Annotated in this window: 16 protein-coding genes and 8 pseudogenes; 8 read left to right on the top strand and 16 right to left on the bottom strand. The window is 61.1% G+C overall.

Annotated elements, in window-relative coordinates; translation table 11 throughout:
* From AB7F49_RS13325 to AB7F49_RS13300, 6 genes and pseudogenes are all read left to right on the top strand, one after another.
* Positions 1–1,176: a thiolase family protein gene (locus AB7F49_RS13325; RefSeq protein WP_428523039.1), complete on the top strand. Its 1,176-nt coding sequence runs from the start codon at positions 1–3 to the stop codon at positions 1,174–1,176.
* A gap of 75 nt (positions 1,177–1,251) precedes the next feature.
* Positions 1,252–1,589: pseudogene (locus tag AB7F49_RS13320) on the top strand (aldehyde dehydrogenase family protein).
* Positions 1,475–2,085 (top strand): annotated as a pseudogene (locus AB7F49_RS13315) (aldehyde dehydrogenase family protein). Before AB7F49_RS13320 ends, AB7F49_RS13315 begins: the two co-directional pseudogenes overlap by 115 nt.
* A gap of 67 nt (positions 2,086–2,152) precedes the next feature.
* Positions 2,153–2,482 (top strand): annotated as a pseudogene (locus AB7F49_RS13310) (aldehyde dehydrogenase family protein); the annotation flags it as partial.
* Positions 2,483–2,492: 10 nt separating this feature from the next.
* Positions 2,493–2,855, top strand: coding sequence for an SDR family NAD(P)-dependent oxidoreductase (locus tag AB7F49_RS13305; protein ID WP_428523037.1), 363 nt, complete (start codon positions 2,493–2,495; stop codon positions 2,853–2,855).
* A 244-nt stretch (positions 2,856–3,099) separates the two neighbouring features.
* The gene (locus AB7F49_RS13300) at positions 3,100–3,831 is read left to right on the top strand and encodes a TetR/AcrR family transcriptional regulator (RefSeq protein WP_428523035.1); all 732 of its coding nucleotides are present in this window, start codon (positions 3,100–3,102) and stop codon (positions 3,829–3,831) included.
* Between the two features lie 99 nt (positions 3,832–3,930).
* Here AB7F49_RS13300 and AB7F49_RS13295 read toward each other — a convergent pair.
* The 5 genes and pseudogenes from AB7F49_RS13295 to AB7F49_RS13275 all read right to left on the bottom strand — a co-directional run.
* Positions 3,931–5,341, bottom strand: a pseudogene (locus tag AB7F49_RS13295) (strawberry notch-like NTP hydrolase domain-containing protein); the annotation flags it as partial.
* A 167-nt stretch (positions 5,342–5,508) separates the two neighbouring features.
* Positions 5,509–6,039, bottom strand: a complete 531-nt coding sequence (locus AB7F49_RS13290) for a DUF6927 domain-containing protein (protein ID WP_428523033.1) — start codon at positions 6,037–6,039, stop codon at positions 5,509–5,511.
* Between the two features lie 201 nt (positions 6,040–6,240).
* Positions 6,241–6,747: a hypothetical protein gene (locus AB7F49_RS13285; RefSeq protein ID WP_428523031.1), complete on the bottom strand. Its 507-nt coding sequence runs from the start codon at positions 6,745–6,747 to the stop codon at positions 6,241–6,243.
* A gap of 82 nt (positions 6,748–6,829) precedes the next feature.
* Entirely contained in the window at positions 6,830–7,024 is a 195-nt protein-coding gene (locus AB7F49_RS13280) for a hypothetical protein (RefSeq protein WP_428523029.1), read from the bottom strand.
* Entirely contained in the window at positions 7,024–7,404 is a 381-nt protein-coding gene (locus tag AB7F49_RS13275; protein ID WP_428523062.1) for a DUF6915 family protein, read from the bottom strand. Before AB7F49_RS13275 ends, AB7F49_RS13280 begins: the two co-directional genes overlap by 1 nt.
* A 7-nt stretch (positions 7,405–7,411) precedes the next feature.
* Here AB7F49_RS13275 and AB7F49_RS13270 point away from each other — a divergent pair, with 7 nt between their 5' ends.
* The gene (locus tag AB7F49_RS13270; protein WP_428523027.1) at positions 7,412–7,621 is read left to right on the top strand and encodes a transposase; all 210 of its coding nucleotides are present in this window, start codon (positions 7,412–7,414) and stop codon (positions 7,619–7,621) included.
* A gap of 448 nt (positions 7,622–8,069) precedes the next feature.
* On the opposite strand, the pseudogene AB7F49_RS13265 reads toward AB7F49_RS13270, so the two are convergent.
* Positions 8,070–8,323, bottom strand: a pseudogene (locus tag AB7F49_RS13265) (transposase); the annotation flags it as partial.
* A gap of 291 nt (positions 8,324–8,614) precedes the next feature.
* Positions 8,615–8,795: pseudogene (locus AB7F49_RS13260) on the bottom strand (IS110 family transposase); the annotation flags it as partial.
* Between AB7F49_RS13260 and AB7F49_RS13255 the strand changes: the two are divergent.
* Positions 8,776–8,973, top strand: a pseudogene (locus AB7F49_RS13255) (IS3 family transposase); the annotation flags it as partial. The pseudogenes AB7F49_RS13260 and AB7F49_RS13255 overlap by 20 nt on opposite strands.
* 35 nt (positions 8,974–9,008) lie before the next feature.
* Here AB7F49_RS13255 and AB7F49_RS13250 read toward each other — a convergent pair.
* From AB7F49_RS13250 to AB7F49_RS13210, 9 genes and pseudogenes are all read right to left on the bottom strand, one after another.
* Positions 9,009–9,656: pseudogene (locus AB7F49_RS13250) on the bottom strand (ATPase, T2SS/T4P/T4SS family); the annotation flags it as partial.
* 367 nt (positions 9,657–10,023) lie between these two features.
* Complete coding sequence (locus tag AB7F49_RS13245) at positions 10,024–10,800, bottom strand: ABC transporter ATP-binding protein (RefSeq protein ID WP_428523025.1); 777 nt, start codon at positions 10,798–10,800, stop codon at positions 10,024–10,026.
* On the bottom strand, positions 10,793–11,587 hold the full coding sequence (locus AB7F49_RS13240) for an ABC transporter ATP-binding protein (protein WP_428523023.1): 795 nt from the start codon (positions 11,585–11,587) through the stop codon (positions 10,793–10,795). The genes AB7F49_RS13245 and AB7F49_RS13240 overlap by 8 nt, the downstream gene beginning before the upstream one ends.
* A complete protein-coding gene (locus tag AB7F49_RS13235) occupies positions 11,584–12,648 on the bottom strand; it encodes a branched-chain amino acid ABC transporter permease (protein WP_428523021.1) in 1,065 nt (354 codons plus the stop codon). The genes AB7F49_RS13240 and AB7F49_RS13235 overlap by 4 nt, the downstream gene beginning before the upstream one ends.
* Positions 12,641–13,513, bottom strand: coding sequence for a branched-chain amino acid ABC transporter permease (locus AB7F49_RS13230; RefSeq protein ID WP_428523019.1), 873 nt, complete (start codon positions 13,511–13,513; stop codon positions 12,641–12,643). The genes AB7F49_RS13235 and AB7F49_RS13230 overlap by 8 nt, the downstream gene beginning before the upstream one ends.
* Before the next feature lie 34 nt (positions 13,514–13,547).
* Positions 13,548–14,708 (bottom strand): ABC transporter substrate-binding protein, encoded by a 1,161-nt coding sequence (locus AB7F49_RS13225; protein WP_428523017.1) that lies wholly within the window; start codon positions 14,706–14,708, stop codon positions 13,548–13,550.
* Positions 14,709–14,768: 60 nt separating this feature from the next.
* On the bottom strand, positions 14,769–15,752 hold the full coding sequence (locus tag AB7F49_RS13220; protein WP_428523015.1) for a Bug family tripartite tricarboxylate transporter substrate binding protein: 984 nt from the start codon (positions 15,750–15,752) through the stop codon (positions 14,769–14,771).
* A 65-nt stretch (positions 15,753–15,817) separates the two neighbouring features.
* Positions 15,818–16,807, bottom strand: a complete 990-nt coding sequence (locus tag AB7F49_RS13215) for a PdxA family dehydrogenase (protein ID WP_428523013.1) — start codon at positions 16,805–16,807, stop codon at positions 15,818–15,820.
* Positions 16,808–17,174: 367 nt separating this feature from the next.
* The gene (locus AB7F49_RS13210; protein WP_428523011.1) at positions 17,175–18,227 is read right to left on the bottom strand and encodes an alcohol dehydrogenase; all 1,053 of its coding nucleotides are present in this window, start codon (positions 18,225–18,227) and stop codon (positions 17,175–17,177) included.
* Positions 18,228–18,252: the final 25 nt, after the last annotated feature.

Below are 18,252 nucleotides of genomic sequence, written 5' to 3'. Positions count from 1 at the left end.
ATGGCCAATGCTCCCGCGCTTATTCCCTTGGTCGCCGGCGGCATGGTCGGTCCCTTCGGCCGGTTCACCGAGCAGTCGCTGGTGGAGATCGCGCGGCCGGTGCTGGAGGGCACCTTGAAAGATACCGGCATCGCCGCCACCGACGTGCAGGCGGCCTTCGTCGGCAATGCCTTCGGTGGCGCCATCGTCGATCAGGAATCGATCATGGCGCAGGCGCTGCTGGCGCCGGCCGGCATTCGCGGCGTGCCGATGCAGACGGTCAAGAACGCCTGTTCGAGCGGATCGAGCGCGGTGCATCTGGCGTGGAGCGCGATCGCCTACGGCCAATACGACTGCGTGCTGGTGCTCGGCGCCGAGCGTCTCACCCATGCAGACAAGCGCCGCTCATTCGCCGCGCTGGCGACTGCAACCGACCACAAAAGCGTCGACGAGAACCGTTCGGTGTTCATGGACGTGAATGCCGCGCGCGCCAACCGCTACATGGAGCGCTACGGCGCGACGCAACGCCACTTCGCCCAAGTCGCGGCCAAGAACCGCGCCCACGCGGTGATGAACGAGCGCGCCAGCTTGCGCACGCCGATCACGGTGGATGAGGTCCTGAATGATCGAGTCATCGTGCCACCGCTGACGCGCGCGATGTGCGGCGGCGTGGTCGACGGGGCGGCCTGCGTGGTGCTCGTGTCACCCGCCTTCGCACGCAAGCGCGGGCTGTCGCACACGAGCCGCGTCGTTGCCTCGGGTCTTGTTTCCGGGTTGCCGGAAGGCGATGAGAGCGGCAACGCCACGGCGCGTGCGGGCCATGCGGCTTATGCGCAGGGTGGCATCGATCCGAAGGACATCGCGGTCGCAGAGGTGCACGACGCCAGCGCGCCGCAGGAACTGTTCGATATCGAGGATCTGATGCTGTGCGACCGCGGCGAGGCGATCCGCCTGCTGGAAGACGGCGATATCACGCTCGGCGGCCGCATGCCGGTGAATGTGAGCGGTGGGCTGACCAGCCGCGGCCATCCGGTCGGGGCCACCGGCGTCGCGCAGATTGTAGAGGTTCACGAGCAACTCATGGGGCGCGCGGGCGCGCGCCAGGCCGGCGCGCCGAAAGTCGGGCTCGCGCAGATGGCTGGCGGCCTGCTCGGCCAGGATTCGGCTGTGGCGACGGCTCATATCTTGACGGTGTAGGACATTGCTTACGAGATCCCGCGCAGCTACGACCTGTTCATCAACAACGAATGGCATCGTTCGTCGTCGCACGACGTGATCGAATCGCGCAGTCCGCTCACCGGCGAAGTGCTGTGCACGGTGCCGGATGCGAGCGCGCGAGACGTGGTCGAAGCGGTGTTCGCCGCCAAGGCGGCGTGGTCGGCCTGGTACCGTATGGTGCGCGCAAGCGCGCGGAGGCGATCCTCGCGCTCGCCGACCGCTTGATGGCGGAGATCGACCGTTTCGCCTGGCTGGAAACCGCCAACACAGGCAAGCCTTGGCGCGAGAGCTATGCCAACGTCGCCACCGCCGCCGACCGTTTGCGTTACTACGCCAGCGTCGCGCGCGCGCACTCGAAGGCCGCGCATTGCTGGACGGCGGCAATATCCTGAGCTACGATCTCCGTGAGCCCTTGGGCATCATCGGCGCCTGGAACTTCTCGCTCAACATGTTCCTCGGCAAGATCGCGCCGATTGCCATCTGCAATGCCGTCATCTACAAGCCGGCCGATACGACGCCGATCACGACGCTGGAGATCGCCAAGCTGATCGCCGCTGCCGCCCGGTGTCGTCAACGTGCTCACCGGCCGCGGATCGACCACGGGCGAGGCGATCGTCTCGCATCCCGACATCGTGAAGATTTCGTTGACCGGATCGGTGGCGACCGGCCGCGCCGCCATGTCCGCTGCGGCGCCTTCGGGCAAGCAACTGACGCTCGAGGTCGGTGGCAAGAATGCAGCTCGTGTTCCCGGACGCCGATCTCGACCGCGCGGCGCAGGGAATTCTACTCGGCGCCTTCATGAACCAGGGGCAGGTCTGCACCTCCGGCTCGCGCGTCTACGCCCATCATCAGATCGGCGACGAACTTATGCGGCGCAACTCGAACTGATCCCGCGCCTGCGCATCGGTGATCCGGTCGACAAGGACACGCGCGTCGGCACGCTGCGCATCGCGCGCATATTGAGCGCGTGCTGCATTACATCGACATCGGCAAGGCCGAAGGCGCTCGGCTCGTCACCGGTGGCGGCCGCGCCAAGGTCGACAAATATCCCGACGGCCTGCTCCTGCAGCCGACGATCTTCGACGACGTCGTCTCCGACATGGTGGTGGCGACGCAGGAGATCTTCGGGCCGGTCATGACCTTCCAGCGCATCATGTCGCTGATTGGCCGTGGCGAGGTGACCGGTCGGCTGCGGTCTCTTCCACGGCTGCGCCGCCGGCAATACAGCCATGACCGCGGTGATCGACGTCAACGACAGGCGCGCGGCGTAACGCGCCTGCGATAGAGCGGGATACATGAGGCCCGAAGGGCACGTCGCGGTCGTTGCCGGCGGCGCGTCGGGGATCGGCTTCGAAACAGCGGAAGCGCTCGCCAAGCAGGGCGCGAAGGGGACGATGTTCGATATCAATGCTGACACCTGCCGCACGGACGCAGCCTGGGTCGGCGCTATCGCCCTTGTCTGCGATGTCGAGTCTGTCGGCGAGGCACTTGCTGCAACCGTCGGTAGCTTCAATATTTTGCGGTTTGTTGCGGCAGAGATGGTCAGACCCGAAGCGGGCGCAGAAGGCGAGCGTGGGATCATCATCAACACAGCCTCTATCGCAGCCTGTGAAGGGCAAGTCGGCAAGTCCGCGTATGCGGCCCCGGCTTCCATATAAAAATTTTACGAAAAGTATTGACTCCAGGCTCGGGACGGGAAACTCTTGCACATAAGGCCCACTAGGCGCTGCCTTCGCAGGTTCGCGCCGCTTTCGAAGAATTCAATCGTCACAATGTCGGCAGCAGCCGCCGAGTTCGGCACATCGAGAATGAGGCCCCCCGCGCCACCTACTATCAACGATGGAACACTCGCCTTTCCATTATCGGGGTGGTAAGGATGCTCGCCCCGCACGGACGAGCGTGATGAAGTCGCCGAAAGCCACGCCAGCCGAAAAGCCTGCCAAGCCGAAAAAATCCGAACTGCGGCGCGAAGCCATCCTAAGGCACGCACTGGCGCTGTTCGACCTGCATGGTTTCGCCAATACGTCATTAGATGACATCGCGCGCGAAACCGGCATCAAGCGTGAGGCGATCTACTATTATTTCAAGGATCGCGCCGAGATCCTGCTTTGCATCATCCGGCCGCAGACCCGTTCGTTGGTCGACGGGCTCGAGGCGGTTGTCAAATCCGACGCCGACAGCACGACCAAGCTGTATGAGGCCATGCGTAACCACCTGCAGCGGTTCGATCGCCACTGCCTCGAAATGACCATCAGCTTGCGCGACGTCTATCTGGACGATGCCAAGGAGGTGCGGCGCGAGATGGACAAGATCTGGCGCCAGTATGAACGCATGTGGACGCAAATCGTCGCGGAGGGACGGGCATCGGGCGCATTCTCGGAGGTCGGCGATCCAAAGATGGTCGCTTTCGCGATCCTCGGCATGTGCAACTGGCTCGCCCGCTGGTACGACCCGCGCAAGTCTGTCTCGGTCGACGAACTGATCGAGACTTACTTCTCCATGCTAGCTTATGGCCTGGTCAACAAGGGCAGCGTCAAGGCGGAAGTTGCGCCAGCGCTTACAGGCAAACGCGGCAAATCGGACGAGCGGCTGCTGACGCTCGTCAGCCGGCGGGCCAGCAGCACACCGCGCTGATTGGCCAACGCGATCGGCTTACAGGCCGCGCCATGTCGCATATCCGTATTTTACGATGAGGTAAAAAATTGGACGTGACTTCGGCATTTCACACACCAGCGAGCCGGCGAGAAAGTCGGAATGGGCTTCCCCCGCATAGACGACGGATTCGAGCTGGGCGTCCGAAAGAAGGCCATCGGTGACGACAATTGCCGGCAGATGCGGGCGATAGGCCGGCACAGACGGCGCGACCGACGCCATCGCAGCCGACTGCACGAGCTTGGTCGGATGCGCAAGAGAACCGGGAATACGGATCGACTGAAGCGCGTATTCCACATAAAGCGCATCGGTGATTTTACGGCTTTCCGCAGGTGTCCGTGCGACCGGCTCGTAGGCGAGTTCGATCGCTTCGACCGCCGGCGCCGTTGCGGCAGGTGCGGACGCCCGTTGCGCGAGATAGGCTCGGACGGTTCGTGGCGCTGCCGGCCGGTTACGCCGGTGCGGAAACCTCGCCTGCGATCGGCAGACGTAGCGGCACGCGCGCGACGATCCAGCCGAGCAATGTGGCAACGTCAGGCGCCACGCCGGAGCCTTCGGGGAATACCGCTGGATCGGCGGCGGGCTGCCGATCGATCACGGTCAGCCGCGTTTCGGTTGTGGTCCCGTGCTTGGCATAGACGGCGCCGTCGATCGCGGCCGAGAACACGACCCGGCTGCGCTCCTGCAACTGCTCGAACGCATCCGTCCATGCCGGATTGTCAGGAGCAAAGCTCGCGCCGGTGATCGCCACCAGGCGACCGCCGTCGGGCAGCCGGGCCAGCGCCGACGCAACATGTCGCAAGGCCGCATCCGCCATGCGGCGGTCGACATGCGGAACGGAAGAGAATGGCGGGTTCATCAGAACGACACTCGGGACGACGCCGGGATCGAGATGATCGTTGATGTTCGCGGCGTCGAACCGTGTCGCCGGGATGCCGGAGAACAGTCGGTCGAGGATACCGGCGCGCGTGTCGGAAAGTTCGTTGAGAACGAGCGATGCGCCGGCGAGCTCCGCAAGGATTGCGAGCAGGCCGGTGCCGGCGGACGGCCCCAGCACGACGTCGGCCGGCGTGATCGCGGCCGCGACACTCGCCGCATATCCCAAAACGATCGGGGTGGAGAACTGCTGAAGCGCCTCGCTTTCCTCGGACCTCCGCGTATGGGTCGGAAGAAGCGTCGCGACCTTCGCGAGCATCGGCAGCATTGCCGCCGGCCACGCTGCCTTCACGCGCATGGCGGGGCCGAATTTGCGCAGCAACAGGACGGTCGCCGCCTCGCAGGCGTCGTAAGCCGCCTTCCAGCTCCACGCGCCCTCGGTGTCGGATGCGCCGAACGCACTTTCCATCGCGGAGCGGAGCATCGCGGCGTCGATGCGCTGCCCGCCTTCGAGATAAGGAAGGAGAAGCCGTGCGGCCTCGGTGATGGCGGGAGCCGGATCGACGGCGACGCGGAGAGGCGGTGCGGCGACCGCGGAGGTCAAGGGATGCAACATGAGGGAGCCTCGGGAGAGCCAGGACGGATCGGCCGCCCGGACGCTCTCTCGACCCGCGTCGGCTCAAACCCGTCCCGGCCCGCCTCTCCCTCTGGCCCACAGAAGAATGAAGCGCCCGGCGCGGATGCGCCGGACCCTTCGAATGCAAGTGTCTGTCCTGATGCGGATTAGCCCAGATCAATCAAGCGATAAGAATGCTTCTTCACGCTCGTGATGCGGTAGAGTCGGCTGTCGAGCGTGCAGCCATCGCGGAAGGACAGGGGTTGATCGAGCACGATGGTCTGACCGGGCCGCGGCGACGGTTTGCGCGATAGCGCGCGTCGTGCGGCTGCGTTTTCCCGGCAACGGACGCGCCAGGCTTGCGCATAGGGATATCCCGTCGGCGTGAACTGATCCAGGATTGCCTCCGGGCAATTGGATTCGTTCGGTCCCAAGGTTTCGTCCATGTCCTTGTAGCCGAAGATGTAACCCTCGCGGTCGCGAGGGTTGTAGCGGACGAGACAGACGGCGGCGAAGACGCTGCGGTCGTTCTTTTCGTGCCGGACGTGCTCGATAGCCGCGTAATATACGCGCATGCCGACAAGCGCGGATCGCAATACTTTGGACGTCAGTTCCGACCGCGAGAACGTGAACTGCGCGTTAAGATATTGGCGCGGGCCGGAATGGCCTCTGAGCGATTGCATGCAAAGCCAACCCATGACGGGCCTCCCTCGGACGTTTGTGAAATGCGAAAAGCCCGACGCTTGGCCGGGCTCGTGGTGACGGCGGGTGAACGGGAGCGTGCAGCTTCACGCCGCGGACGTTCCGGTGACGCCGTGCATCGCGCGTGACGCCGTGCATCGCGCGTGACGGCACATAGCGATACCACGGGCGAGCAACGCGCGTGGTTTACCCTCGGCTCACGGGGTGATCTCCTCGATGAACTCTTCAAGCAGATCGTTCGTGGACTTACCCATGAACTTGTCGGCCGAGATCAGGACGGCGGCACCGCCAAAGCCGTCCGGGCGCATGCGCGAGCAGGTGTAGGACGACACTGCCGTGACACAAGCCAGGGTCGACGACGTTTCACGATGCTCTGTATGTTGAGCTCCCAGGACGTCGTGCTGAGATCGAGGCCGAGATGCGACGGCAGCGGTCCGATCGCTTGCTGGTCGGGCAGGTGCTCTTTGACAAAGCTGTTGGCGCTGCTGTCGCCAGCATGCTCGCTCGGATGCGGCGAGTGCGGCCTCGAGTGCCGCGCGCTCGATATAGAGCATGTCGGCCGGTCCCTGCTCGGAGAACAAATGCCAGCTATCGCCGTCGCGTTCGGCGTCGAAGATGTGGGAGAGAAGCAGAAGTTCCAGCGGCGTCATGTCTGCATCGGATTTCGTCTGCTGGATCACGGTCGGAGTGTAGTAGTCGGCCATCGGAGTTCTCCTGAAATGGAAAGAGCCCGGCGCTCCTGGGTCGGAGGGCCGGGCTGCAAGGGGTGGAGAGGATGAATGCGGGTCAGAGCCGCCAAGTCGCGACGACCTTCTGCGCCTGTCGGTGATAGTCGAGCATCTGGCGGTCGAGCTGTTTGCGCGCCGCCCGATGCTCGGGATCGCAGCGAGCTCGCCATGTGAGATTGCGGGAGGCCGAGTGGACGACGGCACGCCAGCCGTCATGCACGGTGATATTAAGCCGCAGATAGGTGCCGTACATCAGGCGGCCTCCGTCGTCGTCGGCCTTCCCGGCGACGGTTCGACCTCGTGCTCGATGCGCCGGGTGCGCCCCATCCACGGTTCGGGCCGAATGGCTTTCACCCAGTCGGCGAAGCTCGGGATGAACCCGAGATCCTCGATGACATGCCGCCCGCCGATCCACCGAGTCGGTATCACGCGTCCTGACGACAACATGACAATCGGGCCGAAGATCGTCTCGGCCATGAAGATGCCTTCGGCATGATGCCGAAGCGCGCGATGTCGGAAATCAGCGGTGATCTGCTTGCTGGCATCGAACCAGCTATGGATATTCAGGTAGTCTTCGACCGTGCCGCCCCACTTACGCACGGAGGACATCGAATGCTGATAAGGATGCGCCATTGCCGCCATGACGCGCAACGATCAGCAGGCGCGGCGACTGGCGAGTGTTCCGGGTATTGGAACGATCAACGCCACCGCGCCCTTGGCGGCACTCGGCGACGGCAGCGCGTTTACCAAAGGCCGAGATTTTGCAGCATGGCTGGGACTGACCCCGCGCCAGCACTCCACTGGTGGCAAGACCAAGATGCTCGGAAGCAGTAAACGTGGAAATCGCTAACTTCGAAAGCGTCTGATCCATGGCGCCCGGGCGGCCATACCGCATCTCGCGGCCAAGCCGACAAGGATCGGGCAATGGCTTCAGCAGTTGTTGAGCCGATCCCATCCAAACATCGTGGTGGTCGCACTCGCGTCGAAGCTGGCCCGAATTGCTTGGGCTGTACTACGCCATGAAACCCAGTTCGAGCAGGAGATCGTGGCGATGGCCTGAGTTCAATCGATAGCGGCAATTGCCGCTTTGTACGTCTGCGAGGTGAAAACAGATGGCACAACGGTCAACCGGCGGCTCGGTATCCTGGTTCTAAATGCGGTGTTCAACACCGAGGCTTTTATGAGGACCCGGGCCGCGCGGATATCCATCTTGGCCAGGGCCTGACCCTGAGACCGGATACGTTGATGCAGACCACGCTGCCTTCAGATCACCCTTGCAGTCGGAGCGGGCCATACGTTTTTAGAATGTCCCGCTCCGCCTTCAGCTTGATCACTTCGCGCTTGAGCCGCGCGATCTCCAGCTGTTCCGGCTTCATCTTGCCCTGACCCGGAAACGCACAGTCCGGATCGTCGGCGAGCTTCTTTACCAGTCGCGCAGCTGCGACGTATGAACGCCGAGGTCCTCGGAAGCTTGAAGATAGGACACGCCCCGATCCTTGATCAGGCGCACCGCCTCAAGCTTGAACTCTCGCGTAAACTTCCGTCTCTCCATGACCACCCTCCGGTCCCATTAAGACACCTAACTCGGTGTCTTCGAAACCGGGTGCAGGCCAAGGACGATCACCCTCAATTAACACGAGCGGTTCGAAGGCTCCGAATACACCCAGCATGTGTTCTGAGGAGACGGCAGACTCTTCGTCGTAAGCCTTGATCCTTCGATCGAGGGCCGCACATTCATCGAGCAAATCTTCTAAGAGTTGACGGGTACGGATACTGACTTCCAAGGTAACTAAAGCGGTTTTGTCCAGTCGGCGCATCAGGACACCACGCCCCTTCGGAAGCGTGATCCCTCGCTCGAGCAAGACAGCCCGGAACTGATTGATGAGGCTGGTGCGGGCGAGCACCAAGCGTTCCCGCGCCCGATGCAGAACCTGGAGGTCTAACCGGATTTCACTCTTCAGTGATACGAACCGCATTGTGGGACGTGTCGCCGCCTCGGCGATCGTCTCCGCGTCTCGATCGTCGGTGTGGCTGAAGCGGCCTCGCAGCCAGCGCAGGCGCAATGACGAAGCACTCGGCGCGAAGGTGCGGGCTAGCTTCCTTTCGAGCGATCGGACCTATGGCGCCAGGCGGGTCTGGCATGATCTGCCCGCCGAAGGGATATCCTGCGGGCTGCACCGGATCGAGCGATTGATGCGTTTGTAAGGGCTTAAAGCCCGCCCGCGCCGGCGTCGGCTGGCCTCGGCACCGCGCACCTCACCGATCGGGATGCGGTCCGGTCGCAATCGCAACGAGGAGCGCACAGGTCGGACAGTGTGGCGACTCCGTCCTTGGTGCGCAGCGCGACGAGATTGCGAGCTTGGTATTGCAGCTCGCACGTATCCTCGATCAAGACCACGCGATCGTCCGACTTGGCGACTTCCGCGAGCAACGCATTGGTCAATGTGGTCTTGCCGGTCGGGTGCCACCGGCGACCAGGATGTTGGCCGCTCGGCGACGGCCTTGCGCAAGACTCCGGCTTGCGTCCCCGTCATGATCCCGGCTGTCGCGTAGTCGTCGAGCATAAAGATCGCCACAGCGAGCTTGCGGATCGAGAACGCCGCCGCGGACCCGACGGGCGGCAATAGACCCTCGAATCTCTCGCCTGTTCCAGGCAATTCCGCTGAGACGCGCGGGGCCTGATGGTGGACCTCCACTCCGACGTGGTGGGCGACGAGCCGGATGATGCGTTCACCATCTGCAGACGAAATATTTGCGCCCGTGTCGAACAATCCCTCCGAAAGGCGGTCAATCCAAAGGCGACCGTCGGGATTGAGCATCACTTCAACAACGTCGGGATCTTCCAGGAAAGTGGTGATGTCCGGCCCGAGCGCCGTGCGCAGCATGCGGGCACCGCGTGTGACCGCTTCTGCCTTGGGAGTTGTGTTCCCCATCTTGTCCCCGGCTCTGCGACGGCCCGTGAATTCGGACCGGACATCGAAGACGAATAGAAAAGGCAGGAAGAACAGCCGTGCAACAAGAGTCAGAATGTCATCGCAGAGGGGCAAAACAATACAGGAAGACGGAGGGGTCTCAGATCAATCGATGCTGGCGAGCGTGTGTTGGAGCTGCCGCAGAATAACTACTAAGGCAATGTCGACAACTCCTTGAGTAGTTTACTGTTGCGTCGTCATTAGCCGAATCAATCAAAACGCCGCAAAAATCGAAGAGGTTTTCTCTCTCAACGTCCGAGCATGCTTTTTCTAGATTTTCTCACGTGGCCAGCCCAATGCTAGCAGTCCCAAGGTAAGCCCGAATTACCTCTTTGTCACACAACACATCGTCCGGTGATCCATCGGCTAGAGATCGTCCGTAGTCTAAAACATGAATCCGATCCGCAAGGTCGGCGACCATCTGCATGTCGTGCTCGATCCAAATGATCGCCATATCCATGCTTTGTTTCGTCTTTATGATATAGAAGGCAAGGTCTTCCCGTTCCTCACGCGTCAAACCCGCGGATGGCTCATCCAAAAGAAGTAGCGAAGGTTTCGCCGCGAGCGCGCGCCCGAAGCCGACAAGCTTGTGAACGCCGAACGGCAGATTGCCGACCGTCTGATCGGCGAGATGTCGCAGTTCCAAAAACTCGAGGATATCCTCGGCAACTGCACGATATTCCTCTTCGCGTTGCTGGCTCGACGGCCAACGAACCATATTCGCCAATGCGTTCGGCTTCAGCCGCGTGTGCAGTCCAGTCATCACGTTTTCCAGGACCGACATCTCCTCGAACAACTCGGCATGCTGAAATGTGCGCCCGACGCCGGAGGCTGCGATTCGATGAGGTGACCTGCCGCAGATATTCTCGCCACGAAAGCGAATCGCCCCCTCCGGTCGGTAGATCCCGCTGATGCAATTGAAAATGCTGGTCTTGCCGGCCCCGTTCGGCCCGATCAGCGCCAGTAGTTCGCCCGTGCGCACTGAAAGTGAAACCGCGTTTAGCACCGCCATCCCGCCGAATCGCAGCGTGATGCGGTCGATCTCGAGTTCAGCCATAAACCGCGGCCTCCACCCTCTTGCGGCGGGCGTCGCGGTAATTCACGCGGCCTGTATCGGACAGGCCGAGATAGAGCTTTCGCACATTGTCGTCATCGCGCAGCCGGGCAGCCTCGCCATGCAGCGCGACTCGTCCGTTCTCAAGGACATAGGCGTAGTCCGCAAAGCTCAGCACCGCAGCGGCGCTCTGCTCAACCAGCAACAGGGCGATGCCGAGTTCGCTCCGGATCTGCACAAGACGCCGGACGAGTTCTTCGACGATGACAGGTGCGAGGCCTATCGACAACTCGTCGATTAGCAGAAGTTCGGGACCACATAGGATAGCCGCTCCAATTGCGAGCATTTGTCGCTCACCGCCGGACAAGAGCCCGGCCTCCTTGTTGCGAAGGTCCGCAAGCCGCGGGAATGACTCGAAAACCAGCGACAGCAGCCGTTTTCTCTGGCTTTCGTCGCGCGCGAGAACCACCGCGAGGTTTTCCGCCACGGTCAGATTGGGAAATATCTTTTCACGCTCCGGAACCAGCACGATGCCGCGGCGCGTGATCTGAGGCGGCCGCAAGCTGACGAGGCTTTCACCTTTGTAAGTCACCCCGCCTTTCTTGATTTTCGCATTGTCGAGCCCGATGAAGCCCGAGATCGCGCGGAGCGTCGTACTCTTTCCGGCTCCATTGGCGCCGATCAGAGCTACGATTTGACCCTTGGTGACGTCGAGACTGACGTCGTAAAGACCGACCATCGAGCGTTGATAGACTACTTCGACGTTGCGTAAGACAAGATCGCCGCTCACGGATTCGCGCTCCCTGATTGCGCGGTGGGCCCTCGGCGCCATGAGGTTGCTCGTCGCAGAAGACCCATCAGCCCATGCGGCTCGAACATCAGGAACGCGATCATGACGGCCCCGAACGACGCATAGATCAGCGCGAATACCGAGCCGATATACTGATTGGCATTTGGAATCTTGAGCGCGGCACCCTCGATCGCATACGGCATCAGTACAACGAAGGCGGCGCCGAGCAGCGCACCCGGCAGGGAGCCCATGCCGCCGATGATTATCATTGCGATATACTGGATCGACAGATAGATCGAGAATGCCTCGATCGAGACAAAGCCGCGGTAATAGGCGAACAGCGCGCCAGCCACCGCCGTAATCGATGAGGAGATGACAAAGGCCAGAAGCTTGTAGCGCGCGACCGGGATACCCAACGCTTCCGCCACGGTCTCGTTACTTCGCAGCGCCCCCCAGGCGCGTCCGGTCCCCGAATAGAGGAGGTTATGGCAAAGCCAATAAGCGATCGCCGCGGCCGCGAGTAACACGAAATACCAGCTTCGCGGATCTTGAAGCGTATAGCCGAACGCTTTCGGCGGGTCGACGACGATACCGGCCGAATACGACCGCAGCGTCTCGTACTCGCCGCCAAGATAGACGACAACGAAATGCAGCGCGAGCGTGCTGACCGCCAGATAAAGACCGCGCAGCCGAAGCGACGGAAGGCCGAACACCAGTCCGAACACGGCACCTGTGACAGCAGCAACGGGAATCGTCACCCAGAACGGCGCAGCCAACTCGTGAAAGAGAATACCGACCGCAAAAGCTCCGGCCGCCAGCAGCCCCGCGTGTCCGAGCGAAACCTGACCGGCAATTCCCGTCAGCAGCGCGAGCGAAAGTGCGCCGATCGCGGCCAGAAATATTTGGCAGGCGATATCAAGCGCAAATGGACGCGCGATCAGCGGAATTACCAGCAGCAGCGCAATACCGATGCCGACAAGGATCAAACGCGGCGTCGCGACCGATGGCGCAGAGGTAGCACGACCCGACGGGGCCGAAAGGATCGACTCGGCATCAGACACGGTCAATTTGCTCCCTGGTACCAAACAGACCCCAAGGTCGTACCGCTAGCATCGCGATCAGCACGAAGAAGGGCACGACATCTGACAGCAGTGGATTGACCCACTGGATCATCATCACTTCAGCGCCCGCGATGATAAGCGAACCAATAAGGGCGCCGAACAGGCTATCCAACCCACCGACGAGAGCTGCCGGGAACGCCTTGAGGCCGATGGTGACCATCGTTCCGTCAAGACGTGAATCCATCGCGATCAGCATCCCTGCCGTGGCACCAGTGAACGTCGAGAGGCACCACGCCAAAGCATAGATGACGTGCAGTTCGATGCCCCGTTGCGCGGCAAGAAGCGGGTTCTGGCCCGCTGCCCGCATCCGCATGCCCCAGCGTGACAACCGAAGAAACGCGAACAACGCCGCATAGACAATGGCTGTCACGACCACAAGAGTCGCAGCGACGCTGGATATGCGCGCGCCGGGCAGAATTTCGATTGCCGAGTTCGCAATGCCGAGCGGCTTTGCTATGTTGTGCTGCTGCGGTGACCAGATGAGAATCATGACGCCACGCAGCAAGATGCCGAACGCGATGGTCGTGAGAACGGCTGCAAGAACCGACTCGCCAGTCATCTTGCGCATCAGAAGGACATAGACCAGAAGACCGACAACGATGCTCAGTCCTGCTGCAATCGTCACCGCGAGCCACGGATCCGGCGAGATATTCGACGAAACCGCCAATAGCAGATAGGCACCGAGCAGCATCAACTCGCCATGTGCGAGGTTGAGTACCCGGCTGACCTTATATATGAGCACATAGCCGCATGAGATCAGGGCGTAGATCGACGCCAAGACGATAATGTTGATCGTGGTTTGCACGGCAGCCCCGCCCTGTCTCTTCGGCTCAGTCGAGCTACTGAATGTCGTAGCTCTTCCAGTCCATATCGACGATCACGGCGTTCTTTGCGCTGTCCCAGCGATAAACGCGGTAATACTGCTTGGTCCGGAAGTGATTGTCCTTGGTCCAGACGATCGGACCACCGCGCAGACCTTTGGTGTCGATCTCGAGGCTGCTCATCGCATCTTTGACCGCGTCGGGCTTTGCCGGCCATCCAGCCTTTTTGAGGATCACCTCGATCGCCATGCCGCCGATCCAGCCATCGGCCATCTGATTGGGCTGATAGCTGGAGCCTGCGGCCTTAGCGACGTCCGCAATCTCCTTCTGCACGGGGAGATTTTCGAAGAACATCGCATTGGCACCGACGGCGTAGAGCTTGTCATCCTTGATCTGGGCAAGCTCGCCCTCGGTTTCCGGCAGCACGTTCAGCGCGTAGGGGCCCTTCCAGCCGAGCTTGCGGAGGGCGTCGAAGGTCCTGACCTCGGTCACCCACGGAGCCCAGCAATAGACCCAGTCGGGACTTTCCTGCATCAGCTTGGTCGCGAAGGGAGTGTAGTCGGCGGTTGCCGGCGGAATCACTTCCTTGCCGATCACCTTCATGGATGAGGTGCCGGCGAACTTTTCCGCAGCGTCGATCCCGGCACGCGATACCGGGATCGCCATAGCCGCGAGGCCGAGTTTCAGGTCGGAACCGGATTTCTGCTTGATGAAATCGACCGTGGCGCGGGCATCATGAGCCGCGGAGAACGACGTCGTGCAGAAAAGGAACTCATTCGCCGGCGGATAAACGTCCGACGGACACACCGAGCCCGCAAACAACAGCGGCACGTTTGCGCGCTTGGCTTCGGAAATCATGGGCGCGAAGGTCGACGAGATGCTGGTATTGATCAGGAGCGACACGTTATCGGAGAGGAGCTTCTTGACGTTGGCCGCCGCTTTCGACGGCTCTCCCTGATCGTCCTGAATAATCAGATTGACCTTGCGGCCATTGATGCCGCCGGCCTTATTCAGCCGTTCGATATACAGCTTGAGGCCCTCGGCCGCACCCGCGACAGTGCTCGCGCCCGGCCCTGTCAGAGCCGTGCTCATGCCGATCACATAAGCTTCCTGCGCTTGCAGTGCGGTAGTCGATGCCGCCACGGCCAGCACGATCGATGCAAAACGCTTCAGTTTCATTCCTTGTCTCCCTCGGGATGCTGATTTTGTTGGTCTGATCTCTTGCGGAACAATCAATGCCTATTGCATCGTCACGCCCGCCGACTTGATGACGTCACGCCACCGCGAGCGTTCGCTTTCGATGAAAGTTCTGGTCTCGGTCACGTTCGCCCTCATGATCTGCACGCCAATCTTTGCAAACTGGGATGCGACGGTTGCGTCCTGCAGAATTTCCAGAATTGTCGAATTGAGACGATCGACTACGATCTTCGGCGTTCCCGCAGGCGCCATCAGCGCGAACCAGGTGATCGACTGGAACCCGGCAACGCCGGCTTCCTGAATCGACGGGATCCCGGGAAGCGCGTTGACTCGATTGGGGCTGCCGACGGCGAGAATCCGGATTTTTCCGGACTGATGAAGGTTCAGAGAAGAACCGAGATTGTCGAAGAACAGGTCGACATTGCCACCGATCAAATCCTGAAGCGCTGGGGCAGTACCACGATAGGGAACGTGGACCATGCGTAAAGCGGTCATCGACTGAAACATCACCGCGGTCAAATGCGATGTAGAGCCGTTGCCCTGCGACGCAAAGGTGATCTTCTCGGGGTTTGCTTTTACGAACGCAATGAGCTCACCGACAGTCTTCGCAGGGAAGGCCGACTTCACCGCAAGTACATTCGGGACAACCCCGAGAATGATGATCGGCTCGAAGTCCGAAGGGCGATAGCCCAGATTTGTATAAAGCGACTCGTTGATGACCAACGGCCCGGGCGGACTGGCCAGCAGCGTATAGCCGTCAGCATCACTTCGTGAAACCGCATCCGCGCCGACATTGCCGCCAGCACCAGAACGATTCTCGATGATGAATGGCTGGCCAAATTTTTTTCGTAGCTTTTCTCCAACGATACGCGGCAGAATATCTGCCGTGCCCCCCGCCGGAAACGGCACGATGATTTTCACAGCCCGCTGCGGATATTGCGATACCGACTCCTGCGCATGAAGGATGCTCGGCGCACAGACGCACAGCAGGGCGAGCGCCAGCGATGCGCACAACTTCATTCTCATCAGTCCGTCCTCCCATTGCGTTGCGTTTTTTGTTTATGATTGCGATCTGGTTGTCCGTTTCGGGCTCACGCCGCCTTCCCGGGCGGATTCGCGGCCCTGATAGCCGCCCGCTCGCTCAACAACTTGACGGTACGAAGCACCGCTTCGGGATCGGCTTCGCCGCGTCCCGCAATGTCGAAAGCGGCACCGTGGCCGACACTCGAAAACACCACACCGGCACCCACGCTCAGCGCCGAAGCCTTTAGTCCGGCGACGAGCTTCACGGGGATATGACCCTGATCGTGATACATCGCGACAAAGCCATCGAAGTCGGAGCGGCCAACAAGCAGATCGGCGCCGGCCGGCCCTTCCATGTTGAAATCCGCCTTCCGCAACCTTGACACCGCTGGCACCGTGATCCGTTCGTCGTCGTCACCGAATAGGCCGCCCTCGCCGGCATGCGGGTTGATGCCGAATATTCCGATTCGCGGATCCGATATGCCGATATCTTTCAGCGCGGAGACGCAAGCCAGTGCCGCTGCCTCCACCAATTCGGGCGTAAGGCGCGACAACGCGTCCTGCAGCCTCTCATGCAGCGTCGCATGCAGAATGCGCAAACCGCCGCCGACCAGCATGAGAAAAACGCGATCTCCCGGCGTTCCGGTTAGTCGGGCGAGCAGCGAGGGATAACCCGAAAACGGAATTCCGGCGGCATTGACCGCAGTTTCGCTGTGCGGACAGCCCACGATCGCACGGACATGGCCGGCGCGCGCAAGGACAAGTGCCGCTTCGAGATAAGCGACGGTGGCGCGGCCCGCGGCGGCATCGACAACCCCCGGGTTGAACTTTGCATCGGGCAGTGACGAAACCCCATGAAACGCGATCGCATGATCTTGGCGGATACCGGCGACAAACGGTACCAGCGGGAGGCCATTTCCATGCCGCTCATGATAGTGAGCGATAACCCTTTCGTCGCCGACGAGCACGAGATTCGGGCCGACGTTGCTGACACATTCCACCGCCGCCTTGATAGCGATCTCCGGGCCGATGCCGTTCGGATCTCCGAGCGTCAACACTATCGGTGTTTCAGATACCGCACTCATCTCGGCATGCCCGCGAACGCGAGGCAAAGCTCAGGCGCTGAAGCGCGAACACCTGCCGCGATCGAAAACACTGTTGCTGAAAACAACACGCCGACTGACCTTGTTACATAGTGTTCGTATATCGAATAACTGATCGCTTTTACAATCGCTTAAAAAATGACCTGAGTCAATAACGAACGACAACGAGCGAAGTCGCATCGTAAATTGCGCTCGTTCACGGACCGAGCGACAACGCAATCAGATTGCTGTCCCGAAAACGAAAGAACGCGCGGCAAGACCATTCGGCAGCGCGCGTACACCGCAGAAGGAATACCGACGACGGAGCCGCTCCGGCTGCGCTTTAGGGAATCATGACAGCGCGCCCGATGATCTTTCCATCGTGCAAGCGCCGCAGATTGTCGTTCGCGTCATGAAGCGAGCAGGGTGTCGTTGGAAACGACGGCAAGCCCTTGGACTTCGCGAGATCCAACAATTCCATCAATTCTGCAAGATTACCGACAAAGCTTCCTGTAATGCTCAATGCTCGCAGCGGAATGGTCGGGAGCGGAATGTCGATTGATCCACCGAACAACCCGATCAAAATATATTTTCCGCCCTTCGAGAGACTATCGACGGCGAGTGACGCGGTCGCCGCGCTGCCAACAAGATCGATCACCACGTGAACGCCGGCGCTCACCGCCGACTGAAGCTGCGCGCGCAGATCGGCCGCGTTTCCATCAAGCGCCGCGATCGCACCGGCATCGATTGCCGCCTGTCGTTTTCCGGCATCTATATCGACGACGACAGCGCCTTTGCCACCCATTAACTTGACGAGATGCACGCACATCAAACCAAGACCGCCAGCACCGATGACCACCACCTCCGAATGCTGGATGGCGGGGCCGGCCTTTTTGAGCGCACTGAAGGTCGTCAGGCCGGAACAGGCGAAAGGCGCGGCCGCTTTCGGATCGATATCTCCGATATCGAGCAGATAGCGAGGATGCGGCACCAGCACATGATCGGAAAAGCCGCCGTCGCGCTGCAACCCGAGGAAGCGCGGCTGCGCACAGAGATGCTCGTCGCTTGCCTTGCAGGCCGGACAAGTGCCGCAGCCGATCCACGGGTAGACGAGATAATTCTTGTCCTTGGCAACTGCAGTCGCGTCCGGGCCGGCTGCAACAACGCGACCAACGATTTCGTGCCCTGGCGTCCGCGGTAGGACGAGGCCTCGATCCTTGAAGGACAGCCAGCGGCCCTGACCGAGATCGTAGCCCCCATCGATCAGATGAAGGTCGGTGTGGCAGATGCCGCTAGCGACGATTCTCAAAAGGAGTTCGCTCCCCTGCGGAGAAGGCGTCGCCAACTCCACCGGCTCAAGCGGCTGACGATAGTCGATGAGCTGATAGCTTTTCATTTCGTTTCCCTAACCAACCCGCGCA

It is taken from the genome of Pseudorhodoplanes sp. (assembly GCF_050250235.1).
Lineage (GTDB): Bacteria > Pseudomonadota > Alphaproteobacteria > Rhizobiales > Xanthobacteraceae > Pseudorhodoplanes.
This window is presented reverse-complemented; position numbering and strand designations above follow the sequence as displayed.

Coding starts and splice junctions, on each gene's coding strand:
- AB7F49_RS13325 (WP_428523039.1), top strand. CDS start 1: ATGGCCAATGCTCCCGCGCTTATTCCCTTGGTCGCCGGCGGCATGGTC.
- AB7F49_RS13305 (WP_428523037.1), top strand. CDS start 2,493: ATGAGGCCCGAAGGGCACGTCGCGGTCGTTGCCGGCGGCGCGTCGGGG.
- AB7F49_RS13300 (WP_428523035.1), top strand. CDS start 3,100: ATGAAGTCGCCGAAAGCCACGCCAGCCGAAAAGCCTGCCAAGCCGAAA.
- AB7F49_RS13290 (WP_428523033.1), bottom strand. CDS start 6,039: ATGGGTTGGCTTTGCATGCAATCGCTCAGAGGCCATTCCGGCCCGCGC.
- AB7F49_RS13285 (WP_428523031.1), bottom strand. CDS start 6,747: ATGGCCGACTACTACACTCCGACCGTGATCCAGCAGACGAAATCCGAT.
- AB7F49_RS13280 (WP_428523029.1), bottom strand. CDS start 7,024: ATGTACGGCACCTATCTGCGGCTTAATATCACCGTGCATGACGGCTGG.
- AB7F49_RS13275 (WP_428523062.1), bottom strand. CDS start 7,404: ATGGCGCATCCTTATCAGCATTCGATGTCCTCCGTGCGTAAGTGGGGC.
- AB7F49_RS13270 (WP_428523027.1), top strand. CDS start 7,412: ATGACGCGCAACGATCAGCAGGCGCGGCGACTGGCGAGTGTTCCGGGT.
- AB7F49_RS13245 (WP_428523025.1), bottom strand. CDS start 10,800: ATGGCTGAACTCGAGATCGACCGCATCACGCTGCGATTCGGCGGGATG.
- AB7F49_RS13225 (WP_428523017.1), bottom strand. CDS start 14,708: ATGAAACTGAAGCGTTTTGCATCGATCGTGCTGGCCGTGGCGGCATCG.
- AB7F49_RS13220 (WP_428523015.1), bottom strand. CDS start 15,752: ATGAGAATGAAGTTGTGCGCATCGCTGGCGCTCGCCCTGCTGTGCGTC.
- AB7F49_RS13210 (WP_428523011.1), bottom strand. CDS start 18,227: ATGAAAAGCTATCAGCTCATCGACTATCGTCAGCCGCTTGAGCCGGTG.